Genomic DNA, 19249 nt, shown 5'->3' on the forward strand with positions numbered 1-19249 from the left:
GCCGTCAGGCTCCCTGGGGCGCCGGGGCGCCGCCGTCATGGGTGGTTGCGGGGGGCGTCTCGTTCTTGTTGCGGCGACGGTCGAACACACGCCGCACCACCACGAAGAACATCGGCACGAAGAAGATCGCCAGCACCGTCGCGGAGAGCATGCCGCCCACCACCGCACGGCCGATCGCGTTCTGGCCGCCGGCGCCCGCACCGGTGGAGATCGCCAGCGGCAGCACGCCGAAGATGAAGGCGAGGCTGGTCATCAGGATCGGGCGCAGACGGAGCTTGGCGGCTTCGATCGCCGCATCGAAGGCGCTCATGCCCTCGCGCATCCGCTCCTCGGCGAATTCGACGATCAGGATCGCGTTCTTCGCCGACACGCCGATCGTGGTGATCAGGCCGACCTGCAGATAGATGTCGTTGTTGAGGCCCGTGAGCCACGCCGCGAGCAGCGCGCCGAGCACGCCGAGCGGCACCACCAGGATCACCGAGATCGGCACCGACCAGCTTTCGTACAGCGCGGCGAGGCAGAGGAACACGATCAGCAGCGACAGCGCGTAGAGCGCGGGGGCCTGACCGCCCGACAGCCGTTCCTCATAGGAGAGGCCGGTCCATTCGAGCGAGGTGCCCGGCGGCAGCTTGGCGTGGATCGCCTCCATCGCCGCCATCGCGTCGCCGGTCGAGGTGCCGGGGGCGGGCGAGCCGAGGATTTCCATCGAGGGCAGGCCGTTATAGCGGGTAAGCTGCACCGGCGCCTGTTCCCAGCTGAGCGTCGAGAAGGCGGTGAACGGCGTCATCGTGCCGGTGGGGCCGCGGACGAACAGATTGGCGATGTCCTCCGGTGTCAGGCGATAGGGCGCATCGGCCTGGACATAGACGCGCTTGACGCGGCCGCGATCGACGAAGTCGTTGACATAGGCGCCGCCCCAGGCGGTGGAGATGGTGCTGTTGACCGCAGCGAGGTCGAGGCCGAGCGCCTTGGCCTTGTCCTGATCGATGTCGACCTTGAGCTGCGGCGCATCTTCCAGCGAGTTCGGGCGCACGCCGACCAGCTTGGGGTTCTGCATCGCCATGCCGAGCATCATGTTGCGCGCCTGGAGCAGGCGTTCATGGCCGATACCGCCGCTGTCGACGAGCTGGAGGTCGAAGCCGGTGGCGTTGCCGAGCTCCTGCACTGCCGGCGGCGTGATCGCGAAGATCAGGCCGTCGCGATATTGCGAGAACACGCCCATCGCGCGGCCGACGATCGACGCGGCGGCGTTCTTGCCGCCGGGGCGCTCGGACCAGTCGTTGAGCGGCATGAAGGCGAGGCCGCTGTTCTGGCCGCTGCCGGCGAAGCTGAAGCCGTTGATCGTGAACACGCCCTTCACATTGCCCGCTTCCTCCTTGAGGAAGTGGTCGCGGATCAGATCGAGCCCCTTGTCGGTACGCGCCGAGGTGGCGCCCGCCGGACCCTGGACCAGCGCGATGACGATGCCCTGGTCCTCGTCGGGCAGGAAGCCGCCGGGCAGGCGCAGGAACAGGAAGCTCATACCGCCGAGGATCAGCAGATAGAGAAGGCCCGAGCGCTTCCAGCTGCGCGCGGTGCGGCGCACGCCCTTCTCGTACTTGGCCTGGCCGCGATCGAAATTGCGGTTGAACCAGCGGAAGAAGCGCGCGAGCGGGCCATTGCCTTCGGCCTTGTCCGGATTGTGCGGCTTGAGGATGGTGGCGCACAGCGCCGGGGTGAGCACCAGCGCCACGAACACCGAGAGCACCATCGCCGAAACGATCGTGATCGAGAACTGGCGGTAGATCACGCCGGTCGAGCCGCCGAAGAAGGCCATCGGCAGGAACACCGCCGAAAGGACCAGGGCGATACCGATCAGCGCGCTGGTGATCTCCTCCATCGACTTGCGCGCGGCGTCGATCGGGCTGAGATGCTCGGTGGTGATCAGGCGCTCGACATTCTCGACGACGACGATCGCGTCGTCGACGAGCAGGCCGATCGCCAGCACCATGCCGAACAGGGTGAGCGTGTTGATCGAATAGCCGGCGATCGCCAGCACCGCGAAGGTGCCGAGCAGCACCACCGGCACCGCGATCGTCGGGATCAGCGTGGCGCGGAAGTTCTGCAGGAACAGGAACATCACCAGGAAGACCAGCACCACCGCTTCGATCAGCGTGTGGACCACCTGCTCGACCGACAGGCGGACGAACGGCGTGGTATCATACGGGTAGATGACCTTGATGTCCGACGGGAAGGTCTTGGCGATCGCGTTGACGCGCGCCTTGACCAGATCGACCGTGGTCAGCGCGTTGGCGCCGGGGGCGAGCTTGATGCCGATGCCGGCGCCGGGCTTGCCGTTCCACTTCGAATCGAAGCCGTAGCTCTCCGCGCCCATTTCCACGCGCCCGACATCGGCGAGGCGCACCACCGAACCGTCGGTGCCGCTCTTCAGGCGGATCTGGGCGAACTGGTCCGGCGTCGTCAGGCGCGACTGGACCGACACCGTGGCGTTGAGCATCTGCTCCTTCGGCGCGGGGCGCGCGCCGAGCTGGCCGGCCGAGACCTGCGCGTTCTGCGCGCGGATGGCGGTGGTCACGTCGTCCATGGTGAGCGCATATTTGTTGAGCTTCACCGGATCGACCCAGACGCGCATCGCATATTGCGAACCGAACACCTGGGTGTCGCCGACGCCGTTCACGCGCGACAGCGGATCCTGCAGCTTCGACACCGCATAGTCGGCGAGATCGGTGCCGCTATGCGAGCCGTCTTCCGAATAGAGGCCGATCACCACCAGGAAGTTCTGGGTGGCCTTGGCGACCTGGATGCCCTGCTGCTGCACTTCCTGCGGCAGGAGCGGGGTGGCCGCCTGCAGCTTGTTCTGCACCTGCACCTGGGCGATGTCCGGATCGGTGCCCTGCTCGAAGGTGAGCGTGATCGTCACCGTGCCCGCCGACGAGGACGAGGACGAGAAATAGCGAAGGTGGTCGATCCCCTTCAGCTGCTGCTCGATGATCTGCGTCGTCGTGTTTTCCAGCGTCTTGGCGTCCGCACCGGGATAGGTGGCGGTGATCGAGACGGCGGGCGGCGCAATCTCCGGGAACTGCGCGATCGGCAGCGTGCGGATCGCGAGGATGCCCGCCAGCATGATGATGATCGCGATGACCCAGGCGAAGATGGGCCGATCGATGAAATAGCGCGACATGAGGGCTTACTTCCCTTGGGCGGGCTTGCCGCCCGTCTGGCCTTGGGCAGGCGCGGCGGCACCCGGCTGGCCCTGGGCGGGCTTGGCGTTCGGGTTCCACGGCTGCGGGGTGACCGGCATGCCCGGGCGCAGCATCATCGCGCCCTCGACGATCACCTTGTCGCCCGGCTTGAGCCCGCCGGTGACGATCCAGCTGTCGCCGGCGGTGCGGCTGGTCTGGATCGGGCGCGGCTCGATCTTGTTCTCGGCGCCGACGATCAGCACGGTCGGGTTGCCGCGCTCGTCGCGGCTCACCGCGCGCTGCGGCACCAGCATCGCGTTCTGCTGGGTGCCCTCGACCAGGCGGGCGCGGACGAACATGCCCGGCAGCAGCAGGCCGTTGGGGTTGGGGAACAGCGCGCGGATCACCTGGCTGCCGGTGGTCTCGTCGACGGTCACGTCGGCGAAGCGCAGCGTGCCCTGCGGGCCATACTGGCTGCCGTCCTCCAGGGTCACCGCCACCTTGGCGTTGCCGTCGCGCGCGACCTTGCCGGCCATGATCGACTGGCGCAGCTTGAGGATGTCGGCGCTCGACTGCTGGATATCGACATAGATCGGGTCGAGCCGCTGGATCGTGGTCAGCGGGTTGGTCTGCGCGGCCGAGACCAGCGCGCCGGTGGTGTAGAGCGAGCGGCCGATCTTGCCGCTGATCGGCGCGCGGATCGTGGTGCGGGCGAGGTCGATCTCGGCGGTGGTCAGCGCGGCGCGCTGGGCGGCGACATCGGCGCGGGCCTGGGCGGCGCTTGCGACGGCATTCTCGGCTTCCTGCTTCGAGATCGCGTTGATCTTGACCAGTTCGCCATAGCGGCGGGACAGCGCCTCGCTGGTGGCGATCGTCGCCTGGGCGCGGGTCAGCGCGGCGCGGGCGCTGGCGACGGCGGCGCGATAGGGCGCAGGGTCGATCCGATAGAGCGGCTGGCCCTGGCGCACCATGTCGCCCTCGGTGAACAGCCGCTCGAGGATCAGGCCGTTGACCTGCGGGCGCACGTCCGAGCTCTCATAGGGGCTCAGCCGGCCGGGCAGTTCGCTGGTGAGCGGCACGGCTTGCTGCTGGACGACGACATAGGAGACGGGCGGCGGTGCGGCCTGCTGTCCACCTGCGCCGCCTGGGGCGCCGCCACCCTGCTGCTGGGACTGACCGCCACAGGCGGCGAGGACAAGCGCGAGAGCCGGCGCGGTGTGACGGAAAAAAGTCATGCGGAAGCCTGCCGTTATGTTATATGTGAGTGAACGATCGCTCACATTCGCCGCTACTGCGAAGTGAGGTGCTCGGTCAAGACGGTTTCAAGGGTAACACGGATGGCAGAAGCCACGGAAGCAGGCGGCGTTCCGCACCGAGACAAAGCGCTGTTGCGGCGCGAAAAAATCGTGTCTGCGGCACGCAGGTTGTTCATTGCGAACGGTTTTCACGCGACCGGCGTGGCCCAGATCGCGAGGGAATCCGGCATTGCGGTAGGTCAAATTTATCGCGATTTTTCTTCGAAGGAGGCGATCGTCGCGCAGATCGTGCAGGCCGACTGCATGGATTTCCTCGCGCCCGAGTCGCTGTGCGCGGGCATCCAGAGCGGCGATCCGGAGTTCGTATGGAACTGGCTGGCCGATTTCATCCGCCCGAAGCCAGACGAGTCGGACCCGTTGTTTGCCGAGATCGTCGCCGAGTCGGCGCGCAACGAGCGCATCGCCGCGATCTTCGAGGGAACGCGCGAGGACGTGCGCGGCACGATGCTCGCGGCACTGACCGCGCTGATTCCGGGCGACGCCTTTGCCGAGCGCCGCTGTGCGCTGACCGACCTGATCACCGCGACCGCGCTGGGGCTGATGCAGCACCGCTTCCTCAGCCCCGCCGAGGATACCGATCGCGCGGCGGCGCTGGTGCTGAAGATGATCCGCCGCGAAGTGGCCGACATTCAGGCCGAAGCGGCCCGCCCCTGATCCGGTGCCGCTATCTGGAAAGCGCTCCCAGGATATGCGAAATGGATGGGCATGACTGACTTTCCCTCGTCCCGCGTCGCGCTGTTCGTTACCTGCCTGGTTGATGCGATGCGGCCGCGGGTGGGCTTTGCGGCGCTGCGCGCGCTGGCCGATGCGGGGTGCGTGGTGGTGGTGCCGGAGGCGCAGACCTGTTGCGGGCAACCCGCGCTCAATTCGGGCGACCGCGCGACCGCGACGGATTTCGCCCGCCGCAACGTGGCGATGCTGGAAGCGTATGAGGCGATCGTCGTGCCTTCGGGCAGCTGCGCCGGGACGATACGCTGCCACTATCCCGAGCTGCTCGCCGACGATCCGGCATGGGCCGCGCGCGCCGAGGCGGTGGCGGCGAAGACCTGGGAGATCCTCGCCTATCTCGATGCGCGCGGCTGGCGGCCCGAGGGCGTGACGCTGCCGGCGACCGCGACCTATCATGACAGCTGCTCCGGCCTGCGCGAACTGGGCATCAAGGCGCAGCCGCGGCGCCTGCTCGGCGCGGTCGAGGGGCTGGCGCTGGTGCCGCTCGCCGGCGAGGAGACCTGCTGCGGCTTCGGCGGCACCTTCTGCGTGAAATACCCGGCCATCTCCAACGCCATCGCCGACGAGAAGGCGGCGGCGGTGGAGGCTACGGGCGCGGCGCTGCTGCTCGCCGGCGATCTCGGCTGCCTGATGAACATGGCGGGCAAGCTCCATCGGCGCGGGTCGGCGGTGCGCGCCTTCCACACCATCGAGGTGCTGGCCGGCATGGCCGACGGCCCGGCGATCGGGGAAGCGCAATGAGCCGCGCTTTCGACGCGCGGGTCGATGTCGCGCTCGCCGACCGCCAGCTCAAGATTGCGGTCGAGCGCACCGCCGGCACCGCCGAGGCCAAGCGGGGTGCTGCGATCGGCGCCTGGCCCAGCTTCGCGGCGGCACGCGCGCGGGCGGCGGCGATCAAGGATCATGTGATCGCGAACCTTGGCGCGTACCTCGTCCAGTTCGAGGCGGCGGCGACCGCCTCGGGGGCGACGGTCCATTGGGCCGCGACCGCCGACGAGGCCTGCGCGATCGTCGTCGACATCTGCCGCAAGGCTGGCGCCAAGAGCGTCGCCCGCTCCAAGTCGATGCTCGGCGAGGAGATCGGCCTGCCGCACGCGCTGGAGGCAGCAGGGATCGATCGGGTCGAGACCGATCTGGCCGAGCACATCATCCAGCTGGCGGGCGAGCGGCCCTCGCACATCATCTGGCCGGCGATGCACAAGACGCGCGAGCAGGTCTCCGAACTCTTCCACGCCCGCCACCGCGAGCCGCATGTCGAGGAAAGCATCGTCGCGATGGCGGCGAGTGCCCGGCGGCAGCTGCGGGGCGAGATGCTGGGCGCCGATGTCGGCATTTCGGGCGCCAATTTCCTGATCGCGGATTCGGGGCAAATCTGCACCGTCACCAACGAGGGCAATGCCGAGCTCTCGCTGGTGCCGCCGCGCGTCCATATCGTGACGGCGGGGATCGAGAAGCTGGTCCCCTCGATGGACCACGCCGTGCATCTGCTGCGGCTGCTCGCCCGCTCGGCGACCGGCGCGGCGCTGACGCAATATACCACTTTCTATGCCGGGCCGAAGCGGGCCGGGGACCGGGACGGGCCGGAAGAGATGCACATCGTGCTGGTCGACAACGGCCGCAGCGCGATGCGCGAGGAGGGGCTGGCGGAGATGCTCCGCTGCATCCGCTGCGGCGCGTGCATGAACCATTGCGTGGTGTTCCGCCAGATCGGCGGCCATGCCTATGGCGGCACCTATCCGGGGCCGATGGGATCGGTGCTGACGCCTGCGCTCGACGGTCTGGCGGCGAGCCGGGACCTGCCGAACGCGTGCACGATGAACGGCAAGTGCCAGGAGGTGTGCCCGGTCGCGATCCCGCTGCCGACCTTGCTGCGCGGCTGGCGCGAGAAGAGCTGGCGCGAGGGGCTGGAGCCGGTGACCTTGCGTTCCGGTTTGGGGCTCTGGGCCTGGGCGGCGCGGCGGCCCTGGCTGTATCGCGCCGGGGTGCGCTGGGCGATCCGGGCGATGCGGCTGGCCGGGCGCGGCTGGATCGCGAAGCTGCCGCTGGCCGGCGGCTGGACCGGCGGGCGCGACTTTCCGGCCCCTGCGGCGGAGAGCTTCATGGACCGCTATCGAAAGGGCGAACGATGAGCGCGCGCGACGCGATCCTGGCGCGGCTGGGGCCGGCGCGGGCGGCGGCGGATCTGGCGGCGGAGGCGGCGGCGCTGCTCGCGGGGGAGGAACGCGAGCGGCCGGCGGGGCCGGAGGATCTGGCCGCGCGCTTCCTCGCGCAGCTCGCCCAGCCGAGCGTGGCGGCGACGCATGCGCGGATTGGGGCGCTTGCGGAATTGCCCGGGGCGGTGGCGGAATATCTCGCCGCCGAGGGCGCGGAACCGGCGCTATGGCTGCCGCCCGACGCGCGGGTGGATGGGCTCGACTGGGCCGGGCTGACTCGGCTGGCGGAATGCCCGATCGACGATGGCACGGTGCTGGCCTTCGCGCGCGCCGGGGTGGCGGAGACGGGCTCGCTGGTGTTCGAGACCTCGCCGGAAGCGCCGATGCTCCCCAACTTCCTGGCGCTGCGGCACATCGTCGTGCTGGAGGTCGCCGCGTTGGTCCGCTGGCTGGAGGACGCCGCGCCGGGCGGTGCGGTACCGCGCGCGCATTACTGGGTAACAGGCGTCAGCGGCACGACCGACATCGAAGGCACCTATGTCCGCGGTGCCCACGGGCCGCGGTTCTTGCATGTGGTCCTCGTCGGCTAATCTTCTTCTTAAGCCCCTCCCCTTCAGGGGAGGGGTTGGGGTGGGGGACTCCGCTTCAAGCGTGGGACTCGCTTCTCGGTCATGCCCCACCCCTAACCCCTCCCCTGAAGGGGAGGGGCTTAGTCCACTTGATTAGCCGCTGACTTCTTGTGGCCACCCACGTTCTGTCAGATCCGGTTGATCGTCGACAAACTCCAGATCAAAGCCCTGCTGCCAAGGGAATTGGCCGTCCCGATCGGGCCAAACAATATGGAGGCAAGGGAAGTCGTCGCCGTCGTAGAACCACCGGCCTCGCCCAAGGTACTCAGCGTAGAAGCGTTTAGCGACGGGAAAAGCATAGGCTGGAAGATTCGAAAAGACTTGATCGGACGCCTGACCAACAGTCAATCGGTTCCCCGCCTTTGCGTCTCGGAACAGATCGGCGAACACGTCCCGCGCAATGTCCCGCCTCATCGAGAAGAGGATTAATTCGGGGTGGCCCGTGGCGAGCCACAAGCCAGTGGTGAAACAGAAGCTTGGGCCTTGGGCGTCGGCAAGCACTGCCGTGTACGCCCAGCCATATTCCCGAACTTTCTCGATAAAGTCCCGGTCTAACGCGTCCAGCGTTTGGAGTGGTGCATCTAGGGCGGTTCGCATGCCTATTTTCTAGCGGCTTTGACGGAGCAACGACACAGCAGTTCTGCGCCTTCATTCCTCCCCTGTAAGGGGAGGTGGCAGCCCGAAGGGCTGACGGAGGGGTTTCGACGTTGGGGGCGTCTCCCTCTCAAGCCCCTCCTCCTTGGAGGAGGGGGTGGGGTGGAGGGATTCCAGAACGTTTGCCGGTCTCGGTGAGACACTGCCCCACCCCCAACCCCTCCTCTGAAGGGGAGGGGCTTTTAATGTCGCCTCAATGCCCCGCCGCTGCGAACTCCACGTCCCCCGCTGTCCCCGTCGCGCGCACCCCGAAGGCGAGCACCACCAGGAACGCCACGGCCGGCACCAGCAGCGCGAGGTTGATCCCCGCCAGGTCGGACAGGTGCCCCATCGCTGCGGTTAGCACCGCGCCGCCGATGATCGCCATCACGATCAGCGAGGCGCCGATCTGCTTGAGCGCGCCCAGGCCGCCGATGCCGATCGCGAAGATCGTCGGGAACTGGATCGACATGAAGAAGCTCGCCGCGACCAGCGCGTAGAGTCCGGGCGTGCCGCCGACGAACACCGCCACCGCCGCCAGCACTGCCGAGAGCCCCGAAAACACCACCAGCAGCTGCGGCGCCGGGACCTTGCCGAGCATCGCCGCGCCCACGAAGCGGCCCACGCCGAACAGCACCAGGCTGGCGAACAGATAGTCGGCCGCGCCCTGCTCGGTGAGGCCGGGCAGGTTCACCTGGGCGTAGCGGATCGTATAGCTCCACAGCCCGACCTGCGCCCCGACATAGAAGAACTGCGCGATCACCGCGAAGATCAGCGTCCGGTCGCGCAGCACGGTGCCGAGCGCCTTGCCCGTCGGCACCGCGGGCGCGTCGCCATCGCGGCGGTTGTCCGGGAAGGCGATCAGCGCGGCGGCGATCGCGAAGGCGAGCACGACCAGGCCGATCACCAGATAGGGCGTCTGCACCGAGGCGAGCTCGCCGCGCAGCGTCGCGGTACGCTCGGCGGCGGACATCGCCGCCAGCGCCTTGTCGTCCTGCGCGAAGCTGGAGAGGATGAAATATTTTCCCACCAGCACGCCGAAGATCGTGCCGAGCGGGTTGGCTGCCTGGGCTAAGTTGAGCCGGCGGGCGGCGCCTTCAGGGCTGCCGAGCTCGGCGATCAGCGGGCTGGCCGAGGTCTCGAGAAAGGCAAGGCCGCAGGCGATCACGAACAAGGCCGCAAGGAACCAGCGATATTCGCCGAAATGCGTCGCCGGATAGAAGAGCAGCGCGCCGATCGCGTACAGCGTCAGGCCCGTCACGATCGCCGCCTTGTATCCCCGCCGCCGCGCGAGCATCGCCGCCGGCGTCGCGAGCAGGAAATAGCCCAGGTAGAAGGCCTGCTGGACGAAGCTGGTCTCGAAATCGCTCAGCGTGAAGGCGCGGCGGAAATGCGCGATCAGGATGTCGTTCAGGTTGTTCGCCATTCCCCACAGGAAGAACAGCGAGACCGTCAGAATGATGGCGGGGGTGTAGCGTCCGGCCTTGCTGGCCATGTGTCCTCTCCTTGGTGCGACGCCCCTGTTGGGGTCATTCGATGGCGCGGTCCAGATGCGTGTAGCCGCCGTCGACGAACAGCCACTGGCCGGTAGTGTGGCTGGCCCGCGCCGAAAGCAGGAACAGCGCGGTGTCGGCGATCTCATCGGGCGTGGTGAAGCGGTGGCCGAACGGCACCCGGCGCTCGATTTCCTCGCGCCGCGCGGCGGGATCGTCGAAGCTCTTCAGCCATTCGGCATAGGCGGGGGTCTCGACCTCGGCCGGCACGATCGCGTTCACCCGGATGCCGTCGCCGCGCAGCGCCACCGCCCATTCGCGGGTCAGCGCCAGCACCGCGCCCTTGGCGGCGGCATAGGCGCTGGTATGGCCCTGGCCGGTGATCGAGGTCTTGGAGCCGATATTGACGATCGCGCCCTGCGCCGCCTTGAGGTGCGGAAGCGCGGCGCGCGCCATACCGAAATAATGGACGAGGTTGATGTCGAGCGAGGCGCGGAACTGCGCCGGGGTCGCCTCGAAGCCGAGATTGTCGTTGAGCCCGGCATTGTTGACCAGCCCGTCGATCCGCCCGAAGCGCGCCGCCACCGCATCGACCGCGGCGACCACGGCATCGTCCTCGGCCAGCTCGCAGGGGTGGAACAGCCAGTCCTCGCCCAGCTGCGCGACCAGTTCGGGCCGCGGCGGCTCGCGCGAGACGATGGCAGGGACCGCGCCTTCGCGCGCCAGCCCTGCCGCAATGGCTGCGCCGATCCCCGACGAGCCGCCGGTGACGATCACGACCTTGCCGGCGAGCCCCAGGTTCATGCGCCGAACCGATATTGGACGAGCGTCTCGGGCTTCATCTCGATCGAATAGCCGGGGCGCTGCGGCGGCATATAGGCTGCGTCGCGGATCACGCAGGGCTCCAGGAAATGCTCATGGAGATGATCCACATATTCGATGACCCTGCCGTCCATGGTGCCGGCAAAGCACAGATAGTCGATCATCGACAAGTGCTGGACGTATTCGCACAGCCCCACGCCGCCGGCATGCGGGCAGACCGGCAGGCCGTAGCGTGCGGCGAGCAGCAGCACCGCCAGTGCCTCGTTCACCCCGCCGATGCGGCAGGCGTCGAGCTGGATCACGTCGACCGCCCCCACCGCCATGAACTGTTTGAACAGGATGCGGTTCTGGCACATCTCGCCGGTCGCGACCTGGACCTGGCCGATGCCGTCGCGGATCGCCTTGTGGCCGAGCACGTCGTCGGGGCTGGTCGGCTCCTCGATGAACCAGGGGTGCGCGAAGGCGAGCGCGTTGACCCACTCGATCGCCTGGCCGACCTCCCAGACCTGGTTGGCGTCGATCATCAGCTTGCGATCGGGGCCGAGCACCTCGCGCGCGATGCGGACGCGGCGGATATCGTCCTCCAGGTCGCGGCCGACCTTGAGCTTGATATGGTGGAAGCCGGCATCGACCGCTTCCTGGGCGAGGCGGCGCAGCTTCTCGTCGGGATAGCCCAACCAACCAGCCGACGTGGTGTAGCAAGGGTAGCCGTTCGCCTCGAGCGTGGCGACGCGCTCCGCCTTGCCCGCGGCGCGCTCGGTGAGCAGGGCGAGCGCCTCTTCGGGCGTGATCGCGTCGGTGAGATAGCGGAAGTCGATCGCGCGGACGAGCTGCTCGGGCGTCATGTCGGCGACCAGCTTCCACACCGGCTTGCCCTCGGCCTTGGCCCAGAGGTCCCAGATCGCGTTGACCACCGCGCCGGTGGCGAGGTGCACCGCGCCCTTGTCGGGGCCGATCCAGCGCAGCTGGCTGTCGCCGGTGAGGTGCCGCCACATCCGCGCGGGCTCCTCGGCGATCCAGGCGAGGTCGAGGCCGATCACCAAGTGGCGCATTGCCTCGATCGCGGCGACGCAGATGTCGTTGCCGCGGCCGATGGTGAAGGTCAGGCCATGGCCTTCGAGGCCGGGGACGTCGGTCTCCAGGATGACATAGGCGGCCGAATAATCGGGGTCCGGGTTCATCGCGTCGGAGCCGTCGAGCGAGGCGCTGGTCGGGAAGCGCAGGTCGACCGTGCGCAGGCCGGTGATGCGGGCGTTGAGCGTCATCAGTTGACCCACCCGCCGTCGATCACATGCACTGCGCCGGTGGTGAAGCTTGCCTCGTCGCTGGCGAGATAGCAGATCAGCGCGGCGATCTCGTCCTCCTGGCCGAGCCGGCCCATCGGCTGGCGCGCGACGAAGGCGGCATGTGCTTCCTCGACCGCGATGCCCTGCTGCGCCGCCTGTTCGGCAACGCGCTGGCGAAGACTCGGGGTGTCGACCGTGCCGGGGCAGACCGCGTTGCAGCGGATGCCCTTGGCGACGAAATCGGCAGCGACCGATTTGGTCAGGCCGATCACCGCCGCCTTGGAGGCGCCATAGGCATGGCGGTTGGGGATGCCCTTCACGCTCGACGCAATGGACGACATGTTGACGATCGCGCCGCCGCCGTTCGCCAGCATGCCCGGCAGGAAGGCGCGGATCATGCGGTGCATCGCATGGACATTGAGATCGAAGGACAGCATCCAATCGGCATCGCTGCCGTCGAGGATCGAGCCTGCCGCGACGAAGCCGGCAATGTTGGCGAGCGCGTCGATCGTGCCGATCTTCGCGGGCAGATCCGCGATTGCCGCCGCATCGAGCAGGTCCAGCACCACCGGCTCGACGCCTTCCATCGTCGCGAGCGCATCGCCGTCCCGATCCAGCGCCAGCACGCGGGCGCCTTCGTCGCGAAGGCGCAGCGCCGTCGCGCGGCCGATGCCGTGGCCTGCCGCGGTTACGAGCGCGGTCTTGTTCCGGAAGCGCATCGGCTTTCCATCTCCCTGTTAGTTTTCATATGTCAAAACAGTTTTCATTATTTTAGGCGGAAGCGCAAGGTGTTCGCAAGTGGCATGACACCGCGTGCCGCTTTGGGTAGCGTGGCATCATGACCGATACCGCACCATCTGCTTCGGCGGACAAAACCCCCAGCTACGCTGCGCCGGCGCTGGAAAAGGCGATCGACGTTATCGAGCTGCTCGGCACCGAGCCGCAAGGGCTGACGATCAGCGAGATCGCGCAGCGGCTGAGCCGGTCGATCAGCGAGCTGTTCCGGATCATCGTGGTGCTGGACCGCCGGGGCTGGCTGCACAAGGACGGCGTGAGCGATCGATATCGCGTCACGTACCGCGTGCTCGAGATAGCGCACCGCGCGACGCCCGCGCAGGAACTCACCCATGTCGCGACGCCGCTGATGCACAGCCTGGCGGCGGCGACGGTGCAATCCTGCCACTTGGTGGTGGTGAACGGCACGCGCGGACTGATCGTCGCGCGGCAGGAGAGCCCCGGCACCACGGGTTTCGCCGTGCGGCTGGGCACGGAGATCGACTTGCTGACCAGCTGCTCGGGCCATGTGCTGCTCGCGGCCATGGACGAGGAGCGCCGCGCCGCGCTCTATCCCAAGGGGCTGCCCAAGGGACTGGCCGAGCGGCTGGTCGCGGTGCGCGCCAAGGGCCATGAATCGATTCCCAGCGCGCGGATGGCCGGCGTGTCGGACATGAGCTGCCCGATCTTCGGCTTCGATGGCCATGTCGTCGCGGCGCTGACCATCCCGTTCCTCGCCGCCATCGACGATGCGCCGCACGTCTCGCACGACGAGGCGCTGGCGCTGCTCCGCGAAACGGCAACCGCGATCTCGTCCGCATTGGGCTGGTTCGATCGGGAGGAGGCGCCGGTGGTGCCCAGCCTGTCGATCGCCAGCCCGGGCCGCCGCCGCCGCCTGCGCGCAACGGAGGCGTAGACGGCCGTCAGCCTGGCGTGACGGCGTAGTAGATGTTGTAGCCGACAAAGACCGTCACGATGATCGCCAGCACGATCAGCGCGACGGCGCCCAGGCCCTTGCGGGCGCGGTTCTCGACGGGTTCGCTCTTCGGGTCCATGCTGCGCGCCTTGTTGTTGATTTCCAAGGGAAAGACGCGCAGCCGAACGGTTCGTTGCGATCAGCCGGCGAGCAGGCCCGACCGGCGTGCATAGGCGGCGAACAATGTGGGCCAGGCCGAGGCGGGCACCGTCTTGGGCAGGCGCACGCCGAAGCCGTGGCCGCCCTGGTCGAACGCATGGAGCTCGGCCGGGCGCTTGGCGGCGAGCAGCGCCTGGTACAGCGCCAGACTGTTGGCGATCGGCACCAGCCCGTCATCGCTGGCATGGGCGAGGAAGATCGGCGAGGTTTCCGCGGTGACGCGGTTCTCCACCGAGGCGGCGGCGAGTGCTGCGGCATCGGCGCCGGTGCCGAACAGATTGTCGCGCGAGCCGCCATGGGTGAACGGCGCCGACAGGCTCACCACCGGATAGATCAGCCCGGCGAGATCGGGACGGGCGGAGAGCTGGTCGGCGGCGTCGACCGGTGCATAGACGCGCTCGCCATGGCGCGTTGCCAGGCTGCCGGTGAGGTGGCCGCCGGCCGAGAAGCCGATCGCCAGCACCTTCGCCGGATCGACCCCATAGCGGCTGGCGGCGGCGCGGATCAGGCGCAGGCCGCGCTGCGCGTCGGCGAGCGGCACCGTCGCGCGGTTCGCCCAGCCTTCGGTGGGCAGGCGATAGCGCAGGATGAAGGCGGTGATGCCGATCGCGTTCAGCCAGCGCGCCTGCTCCTCGCCTTCATTGTCGATCGCCAGGAAGCCATAGCCGCCGCCGGGGACCAGCATCACCGCGGTGCCGTTCGGCTGCGCGGGGCGGCGCACGGTGAGCGAGGGCCGGCCGACGCCGGTCAGCCAGCGATCGTTGAAGGACGGATCCTTGGAGCGCTGGTCGTATTTCGGGGTGGGCAGCGATGCGGGCGATCCCGGCGGCGAGCCGGGCCATAGCGGCAGCACCTCATCCTGCGCGGCGTTCTGTGCCTGCGCGGGCAGCCCCGAAAGGCCCGCGGCGAGCGCCATGCCGCCCAGCAGGTGACGGCGGTTAAGGTCTTGCGATATCATCTCTTCCTCCCCAAAGTCGGGCATAAGCGGCCGGTCCCGCACCAGCATTGCAGACTGCTTCCACTAGCAAAAGTAAATTTCAAAACAGCGGTTCCCTTCCGCATCTGGTAGCGCTAACCTGTCCCGGCACGATCGTAAACGGAGCCATGGGGTTCCGCGACCGGAGGGGATGGAATGGCGCGTTTCATGTCGTACGGCATGTTCGCGGCGCTGGCGATTGCCGCCGCGCCGCCGGCGGCCGTGGCGCAGGCGCAGGCGCAGCTTCCCTATCGCTGGACCAATGTCACGGTGGGTGCCGGCGGCTATGCGCCCGGGATCGTGTTCAGCCCGGCCGAGCGCGGGCTGGCCTATCTGCGTACCGATATGGGCGGTGCGTACCGCTGGGATGCCGCCGCGGCGCGCTGGGTTCCGCTACAGGATGGCAACGTTGTCTCCAGCTATATGGGCATCGAGAGCATCGCCCCGGATCCGCGCGATCCGGCCGTGCTCTATATGGCCGCTGGCATGGGGGCGAACGCGCCGGCGGCGATCCTGCGCTCGGCCGATCGCGGCGCGACCTGGGCGGTGACGCCGGTGCCCTTCGCGATGGGCGGCAACGAGGCGGGGCGCGGCCTCGGCGAACGGCTGGCGGTGGACCCGAACCGCACCACGACGCTGTTCTTCGGCTCGCGGCACGACGGCCTGTGGCGGAGCGACGATGCGGGCGCGCACTGGACCAAGCTCGCCGCTTTTCCCGTGCCCGGGCTGGGCAAGCCAGCGCCGCGCCAGACGCATGGCGGCGTGGCGTTCGTGCTGTTCGATCGGTCCAGCGGCACCCGCGACACCGGATCGCGGCGGATCTGGGCAGGCGTGGCCGATCCCGGCGCCGTGCACCTCTATCGCTCCGAGGACGGCGGCGCGCGCTGGGCGGCGGTTGCGGGCCCCGGGCCGGAGATGCTCGCGGTCAAGGCGGCCATCGCGGCGGACGGCACGCTATATGTCGGCTATGCCACGGGCATCGGCCAGAGCGATGCGCTGGACGGCGCGGTGTGGCGCTTCACGCCCGACGGCAAGGGCCAGGATATCACGCCGCCCGATCACCGCGAGGGCGGCATCTTGGGCGTGGCGGTTGCGGCCACTGCGCCGGGTACCGTGGCGATCAGCACGCTGGATCGGTACAAGCTTGGCGACACGCTGTGGCTGTCGCGCGACGGCGGCGCACATTGGGACGATCTCGGGCCGCGCAGCCGGCGCGACATCACCGCCGCACCCTTCCTGCTGCACGAGGGCAAGGGTGCCGATTTCGGCCATTGGATCACCGGGCTCGCGATCGATCCGTTCGATGCCGGCCACATCGCCTACACGACGGGGGCGACCGTCTATGCGACGGCGGCAGCCGGGCAGGCGCGTGTGGACTGGGCGCCGTGGGTGCGCGGCATCGAGCAGACCGCGATCATCACGCTCACCGCGCCGACCGGCGGGGCGCATCTGGTCTCGGGCTTCGGCGATCTCGCCGGATTCGTTCATGACGATTTCGCGCGTTCGCCGCAGCCGAGCTTCACCAATCCCTATCTCTCGAACACCAACACGCTCGATTATGCCGGCCGCAAGCCGAGCGTGATCGTGCGCAGCGGCAGCCTCTACGCCAATCGGCCGCGCGACGCATCGCTCGGCCGATCCGAGGATGGCGGGCGCAGCTGGATGCCGGTGAAGGTGCCGGCGATGGGCAGCCCACCGGCCCGCGCCGATCTGAACGGCGAGGCGGCGATCAGCGTCTCCGCCGACGGCGGCACGATGCTGGTGGCGACGCCCGCGCCGCTGCGCACCCGCGACGGCGGCAAGACCTGGCTGCGGGTCGAGGGGCTGCCGGGCAGCACCCGCGCGACGGCGGACAAGGTCGATCCGGCCCTTTTCTATGCGGTGAGCGACGCCCATGTGCTCGGCTCGCGCGACGGCGGGGCACATTTCGCGCCGCTCGCCGGGCGCGGGCTGCCTGCCGATCTTTCGGCCGCGCGCATCCGCAATCGCGAGCAGCAATCGACCCTGATCGCCTCGCCCTTCGCGGCGGGAGAGCTGTGGCTGAAGCTGGGCGCGCAGCTGTGGCGGAGCACCGATGGCGGCGCCTCGTTCCGCCCGGCCAGCGGTGCGCTGCAGGTGGAGTTGTTCGGGCTGGGCAAGGGGCAGGGCGCCACGCCCGGCCTCTATGCCGTCGGCACGCTGGACGGGCTGCGCGCGGTGTGGCGCTCGGACGATCTGGGGAAACATTGGCAGCGGATCAACGACGACAGGCACCAATGGGGCCTGCGGTTCCGCGTGATCTCGGGCGATCCGCGCATCGCCGGCCGGGTGTATCTCGGCACCGACGGGCGCGGGCTGTTCTATGGCGATCCGGCAGGGGAGACGAAATGAGGATGAATCAACACGCGTCGAGGTTGGCGCCTGCGTTCCCCTCCCGCTTGCGGGAGGGGCTGGCGCGTTTCAGCGTTACCTCCACGTCCTTCCCTCCCCCGACCCCTCCCGCAAGCGGGAGGGGAGCGAAAGTGCCGTTTCGTTCGGTGCTTGCCGCCGCGGCGCTGCTGCTCGCCGGGACGGCGACGGCGCAGACCGCGACGCCGGTGCCGCGGATCGAGACGAAGAACGGTCGCCACGCGCTGATCGTCGACGGTGCGCCGTTCCTGATGCTGGGTGCGCAGGTCAACAATTCCAGCAACTATGCCGCACCGCTCGCCACCACCTGGCCGGTGCTGGAGCGGATGCACGCCAACACGGTGGAAGTGCCGATCGCCTGGCAGCAGGTGGAGCCGCGCGAAGGGCAGTTCGACCTCAGCTTCCTCCAGACGCTGCTCGATCAGGCGCGGGCGCGCGACAAGCGCGTCGTGCTGCTCTGGTTCGGCACCTGGAAGAACACGAGCTACAGCTACACGCCCGACTGGGTGAAGCTGGATGCGAAGCGCTTCCCCCGCATGAAGACGCGCGACGGCAAGGATCACGGCGTGCTGAGCGCGCACGGGGCGGAAACGCTGAAGGCCGATACGCGCGCCTTCGTGAAGGTGATGGAATATCTGCGCGATCATGATCCGCAGAACACGGTGATCCTGGTGCAGCCGGAGAACGAAACCGGCAGCTATCGCAACCCGCGCGACTATTCGGCCGAGGGCAACCGCCTGTTCGCGCAGGCGATCCCCGCGGAACTGGCGAAGAAGACCGGCAAGCGCGGCACCTGGGCGCAGGCCTTCGGCACCCAGGCCGATCGCGCGTTCAACAGCTGGTATGTCGCGCGCTACGTCAACGCCATCGCGGCGGCGGGCAAGGCGGTGAAGCCGCTGCCGATGTACGTCAACGCAGCGCTGGCCGGCCCCTCCAACGTGCCGGACCCGGACGGTGTGGCGAGCGGCGGGCCGCAGCAGGACGTGCTCGACATCTGGAAGGCAGCCGCCCCCGCGCTCGATTTCGCGGCGCCAGATCTTTATGATCGCAGCAGCGAGAACGTCTCGCTCTATCTCGAAAAATATGCCCGGCCCGACAATGCGCTGATGGTGCCCGAGATCGGCAACGCCCGCGACTTCGCCCGCTTCTTCTACGAGGCGCTGGGGCGCGGCGCGATCGGCTTCGCGCCGTTCGGCATGGATGGCACCGGCTATTTCAACTACCCGCTGGGCGCGCGCGACCTGGAGCCGGCGACGCTGGATGCCTTCGCGCTGCCCTATGGCATGCTGCACGACATGGCGCGCGACTGGGCGCGGATCGCCTTCACCCGCCCGACCTGGGGCGTGGCCAAGCCCGATGACGGCAAGTCGCGCGAGACGGTGATGGGCGGCTGGCGCATCAGCGCCGATTGGGGCCAGTGGCAGTTCGGCATGAAGGAATGGACCTTCCTCAAGTCCGATCCGGCCCCCTGGGGCGCGGAGAAGATCGGCGGCGTCGCGGTCGCGCAGCTTTCCGAAAACGAGTTTCTGGTGGTTGGGGATCATGTGCGGGTCACCTTCTCGGCCGCCGAAGGCAGCGCGCCGAACGGGATCTTGCTGCGCGCCGAAGAAGGGACGTTCGTCGACGGAAAATGGCAGACGACGCGCGTGTGGAACGGCGACCAGACCGATTACGGGCTCAACCTGGTCGATCGCCCCCAGGTTCTGAAGGTTACCATGGGCCGCTATCGTTGA

At 68.5% G+C, this 19249-nt stretch carries 16 protein-coding genes; 7 read left to right on the forward strand and 9 right to left on the reverse strand.

What is annotated here, in order from left to right; genetic code table 11:
* Window positions 1-4: 4 nt before the first annotated feature.
* Both S2M10_RS09770 and S2M10_RS09775 read right to left on the reverse strand, forming a co-directional pair.
* Window positions 5-3181 carry an efflux RND transporter permease subunit gene (locus tag S2M10_RS09770; RefSeq protein ID WP_168845877.1) on the reverse strand — a complete coding sequence of 1059 codons (3177 nt, stop codon included), beginning with the start codon at window positions 3179-3181 and terminating at the stop codon, window positions 5-7.
* A 6-nt stretch (window positions 3182-3187) separates the two neighbouring features.
* The gene (locus S2M10_RS09775) at window positions 3188-4417 is read right to left on the reverse strand and encodes an efflux RND transporter periplasmic adaptor subunit (protein WP_168845878.1); all 1230 of its coding nucleotides are present in this window, start codon (window positions 4415-4417) and stop codon (window positions 3188-3190) included.
* Between the two features lie 102 nt (window positions 4418-4519).
* On the opposite strand from S2M10_RS09775, the gene S2M10_RS09780 reads away from it, so the two are divergent.
* Genes S2M10_RS09780 through S2M10_RS09795 form a run of 4 tightly spaced genes read left to right on the forward strand, consistent with a single transcriptional unit; the run spans window position 4520 to window position 7970 of the window.
* A complete protein-coding gene (locus S2M10_RS09780; RefSeq protein ID WP_247650730.1) occupies window positions 4520-5152 on the forward strand; it encodes a TetR/AcrR family transcriptional regulator in 633 nt (210 codons plus the stop codon).
* Between the two features lie 51 nt (window positions 5153-5203).
* The gene (locus S2M10_RS09785) at window positions 5204-5968 is read left to right on the forward strand and encodes a (Fe-S)-binding protein (RefSeq protein WP_168845879.1); all 765 of its coding nucleotides are present in this window, start codon (window positions 5204-5206) and stop codon (window positions 5966-5968) included.
* Window positions 5965-7356, forward strand: a complete 1392-nt coding sequence (locus S2M10_RS09790; RefSeq protein WP_168845880.1) for a lactate utilization protein B — start codon at window positions 5965-5967, stop codon at window positions 7354-7356. The genes S2M10_RS09785 and S2M10_RS09790 overlap by 4 nt, the downstream gene beginning before the upstream one ends.
* Complete coding sequence (locus S2M10_RS09795) at window positions 7353-7970, forward strand: LUD domain-containing protein (protein WP_168845881.1); 618 nt, start codon at window positions 7353-7355, stop codon at window positions 7968-7970. Before S2M10_RS09790 ends, S2M10_RS09795 begins: the two co-directional genes overlap by 4 nt.
* Window positions 7971-8102: 132 nt before the next feature.
* Here S2M10_RS09795 and S2M10_RS09800 read toward each other — a convergent pair whose 3' ends face one another.
* The 5 genes from S2M10_RS09800 to S2M10_RS09820 form a co-directional block, all read right to left on the reverse strand.
* Complete coding sequence (locus S2M10_RS09800) at window positions 8103-8606, reverse strand: DUF4262 domain-containing protein (RefSeq protein ID WP_168845882.1); 504 nt, start codon at window positions 8604-8606, stop codon at window positions 8103-8105.
* A 250-nt stretch (window positions 8607-8856) separates the two neighbouring features.
* The gene (gene fucP, locus S2M10_RS09805; RefSeq protein WP_168845883.1) at window positions 8857-10137 is read right to left on the reverse strand and encodes an L-fucose:H+ symporter permease; all 1281 of its coding nucleotides are present in this window, start codon (window positions 10135-10137) and stop codon (window positions 8857-8859) included.
* A 34-nt stretch (window positions 10138-10171) separates the two neighbouring features.
* On the reverse strand, window positions 10172-10939 hold the full coding sequence (locus S2M10_RS09810) for an SDR family oxidoreductase (protein ID WP_168845884.1): 768 nt from the start codon (window positions 10937-10939) through the stop codon (window positions 10172-10174).
* Window positions 10936-12222: an L-fuconate dehydratase gene (locus S2M10_RS09815; protein ID WP_168845885.1), complete on the reverse strand. Its 1287-nt coding sequence runs from the start codon at window positions 12220-12222 to the stop codon at window positions 10936-10938. The genes S2M10_RS09810 and S2M10_RS09815 overlap by 4 nt, the downstream gene beginning before the upstream one ends.
* On the reverse strand, window positions 12222-12962 hold the full coding sequence (locus S2M10_RS09820; protein WP_168845886.1) for an SDR family oxidoreductase: 741 nt from the start codon (window positions 12960-12962) through the stop codon (window positions 12222-12224). The genes S2M10_RS09815 and S2M10_RS09820 overlap by 1 nt, the downstream gene beginning before the upstream one ends.
* A 119-nt stretch (window positions 12963-13081) precedes the next feature.
* On the opposite strand from S2M10_RS09820, the gene S2M10_RS09825 reads away from it, so the two are divergent.
* The gene (locus S2M10_RS09825) at window positions 13082-13933 is read left to right on the forward strand and encodes an IclR family transcriptional regulator (RefSeq protein ID WP_168845887.1); all 852 of its coding nucleotides are present in this window, start codon (window positions 13082-13084) and stop codon (window positions 13931-13933) included.
* A 7-nt stretch (window positions 13934-13940) separates the two neighbouring features.
* Here S2M10_RS09825 and S2M10_RS22950 read toward each other — a convergent pair whose 3' ends face one another.
* Complete coding sequence (locus S2M10_RS22950) at window positions 13941-14072, reverse strand: hypothetical protein (protein ID WP_282098038.1); 132 nt, start codon at window positions 14070-14072, stop codon at window positions 13941-13943.
* Window positions 14073-14132: 60 nt separating this feature from the next.
* On the reverse strand, window positions 14133-15110 hold the full coding sequence (locus S2M10_RS09835; RefSeq protein ID WP_247650731.1) for an alpha/beta hydrolase: 978 nt from the start codon (window positions 15108-15110) through the stop codon (window positions 14133-14135).
* 174 nt (window positions 15111-15284) lie between these two features.
* Here S2M10_RS09835 and S2M10_RS09840 point away from each other — a divergent pair, with 174 nt between their 5' ends.
* The gene (locus S2M10_RS09840) at window positions 15285-17498 is read left to right on the forward strand and encodes a sialidase family protein (protein ID WP_247650732.1); all 2214 of its coding nucleotides are present in this window, start codon (window positions 15285-15287) and stop codon (window positions 17496-17498) included.
* A gap of 131 nt (window positions 17499-17629) precedes the next feature.
* On the forward strand, window positions 17630-19249 hold the full coding sequence (locus S2M10_RS09845; RefSeq protein ID WP_168845889.1) for a DUF5597 domain-containing protein: 1620 nt from the start codon (window positions 17630-17632) through the stop codon (window positions 19247-19249).

Source organism: Sphingomonas sp. S2M10 (assembly GCF_012650175.1).
GTDB lineage: Bacteria > Pseudomonadota > Alphaproteobacteria > Sphingomonadales > Sphingomonadaceae > Sphingomonas.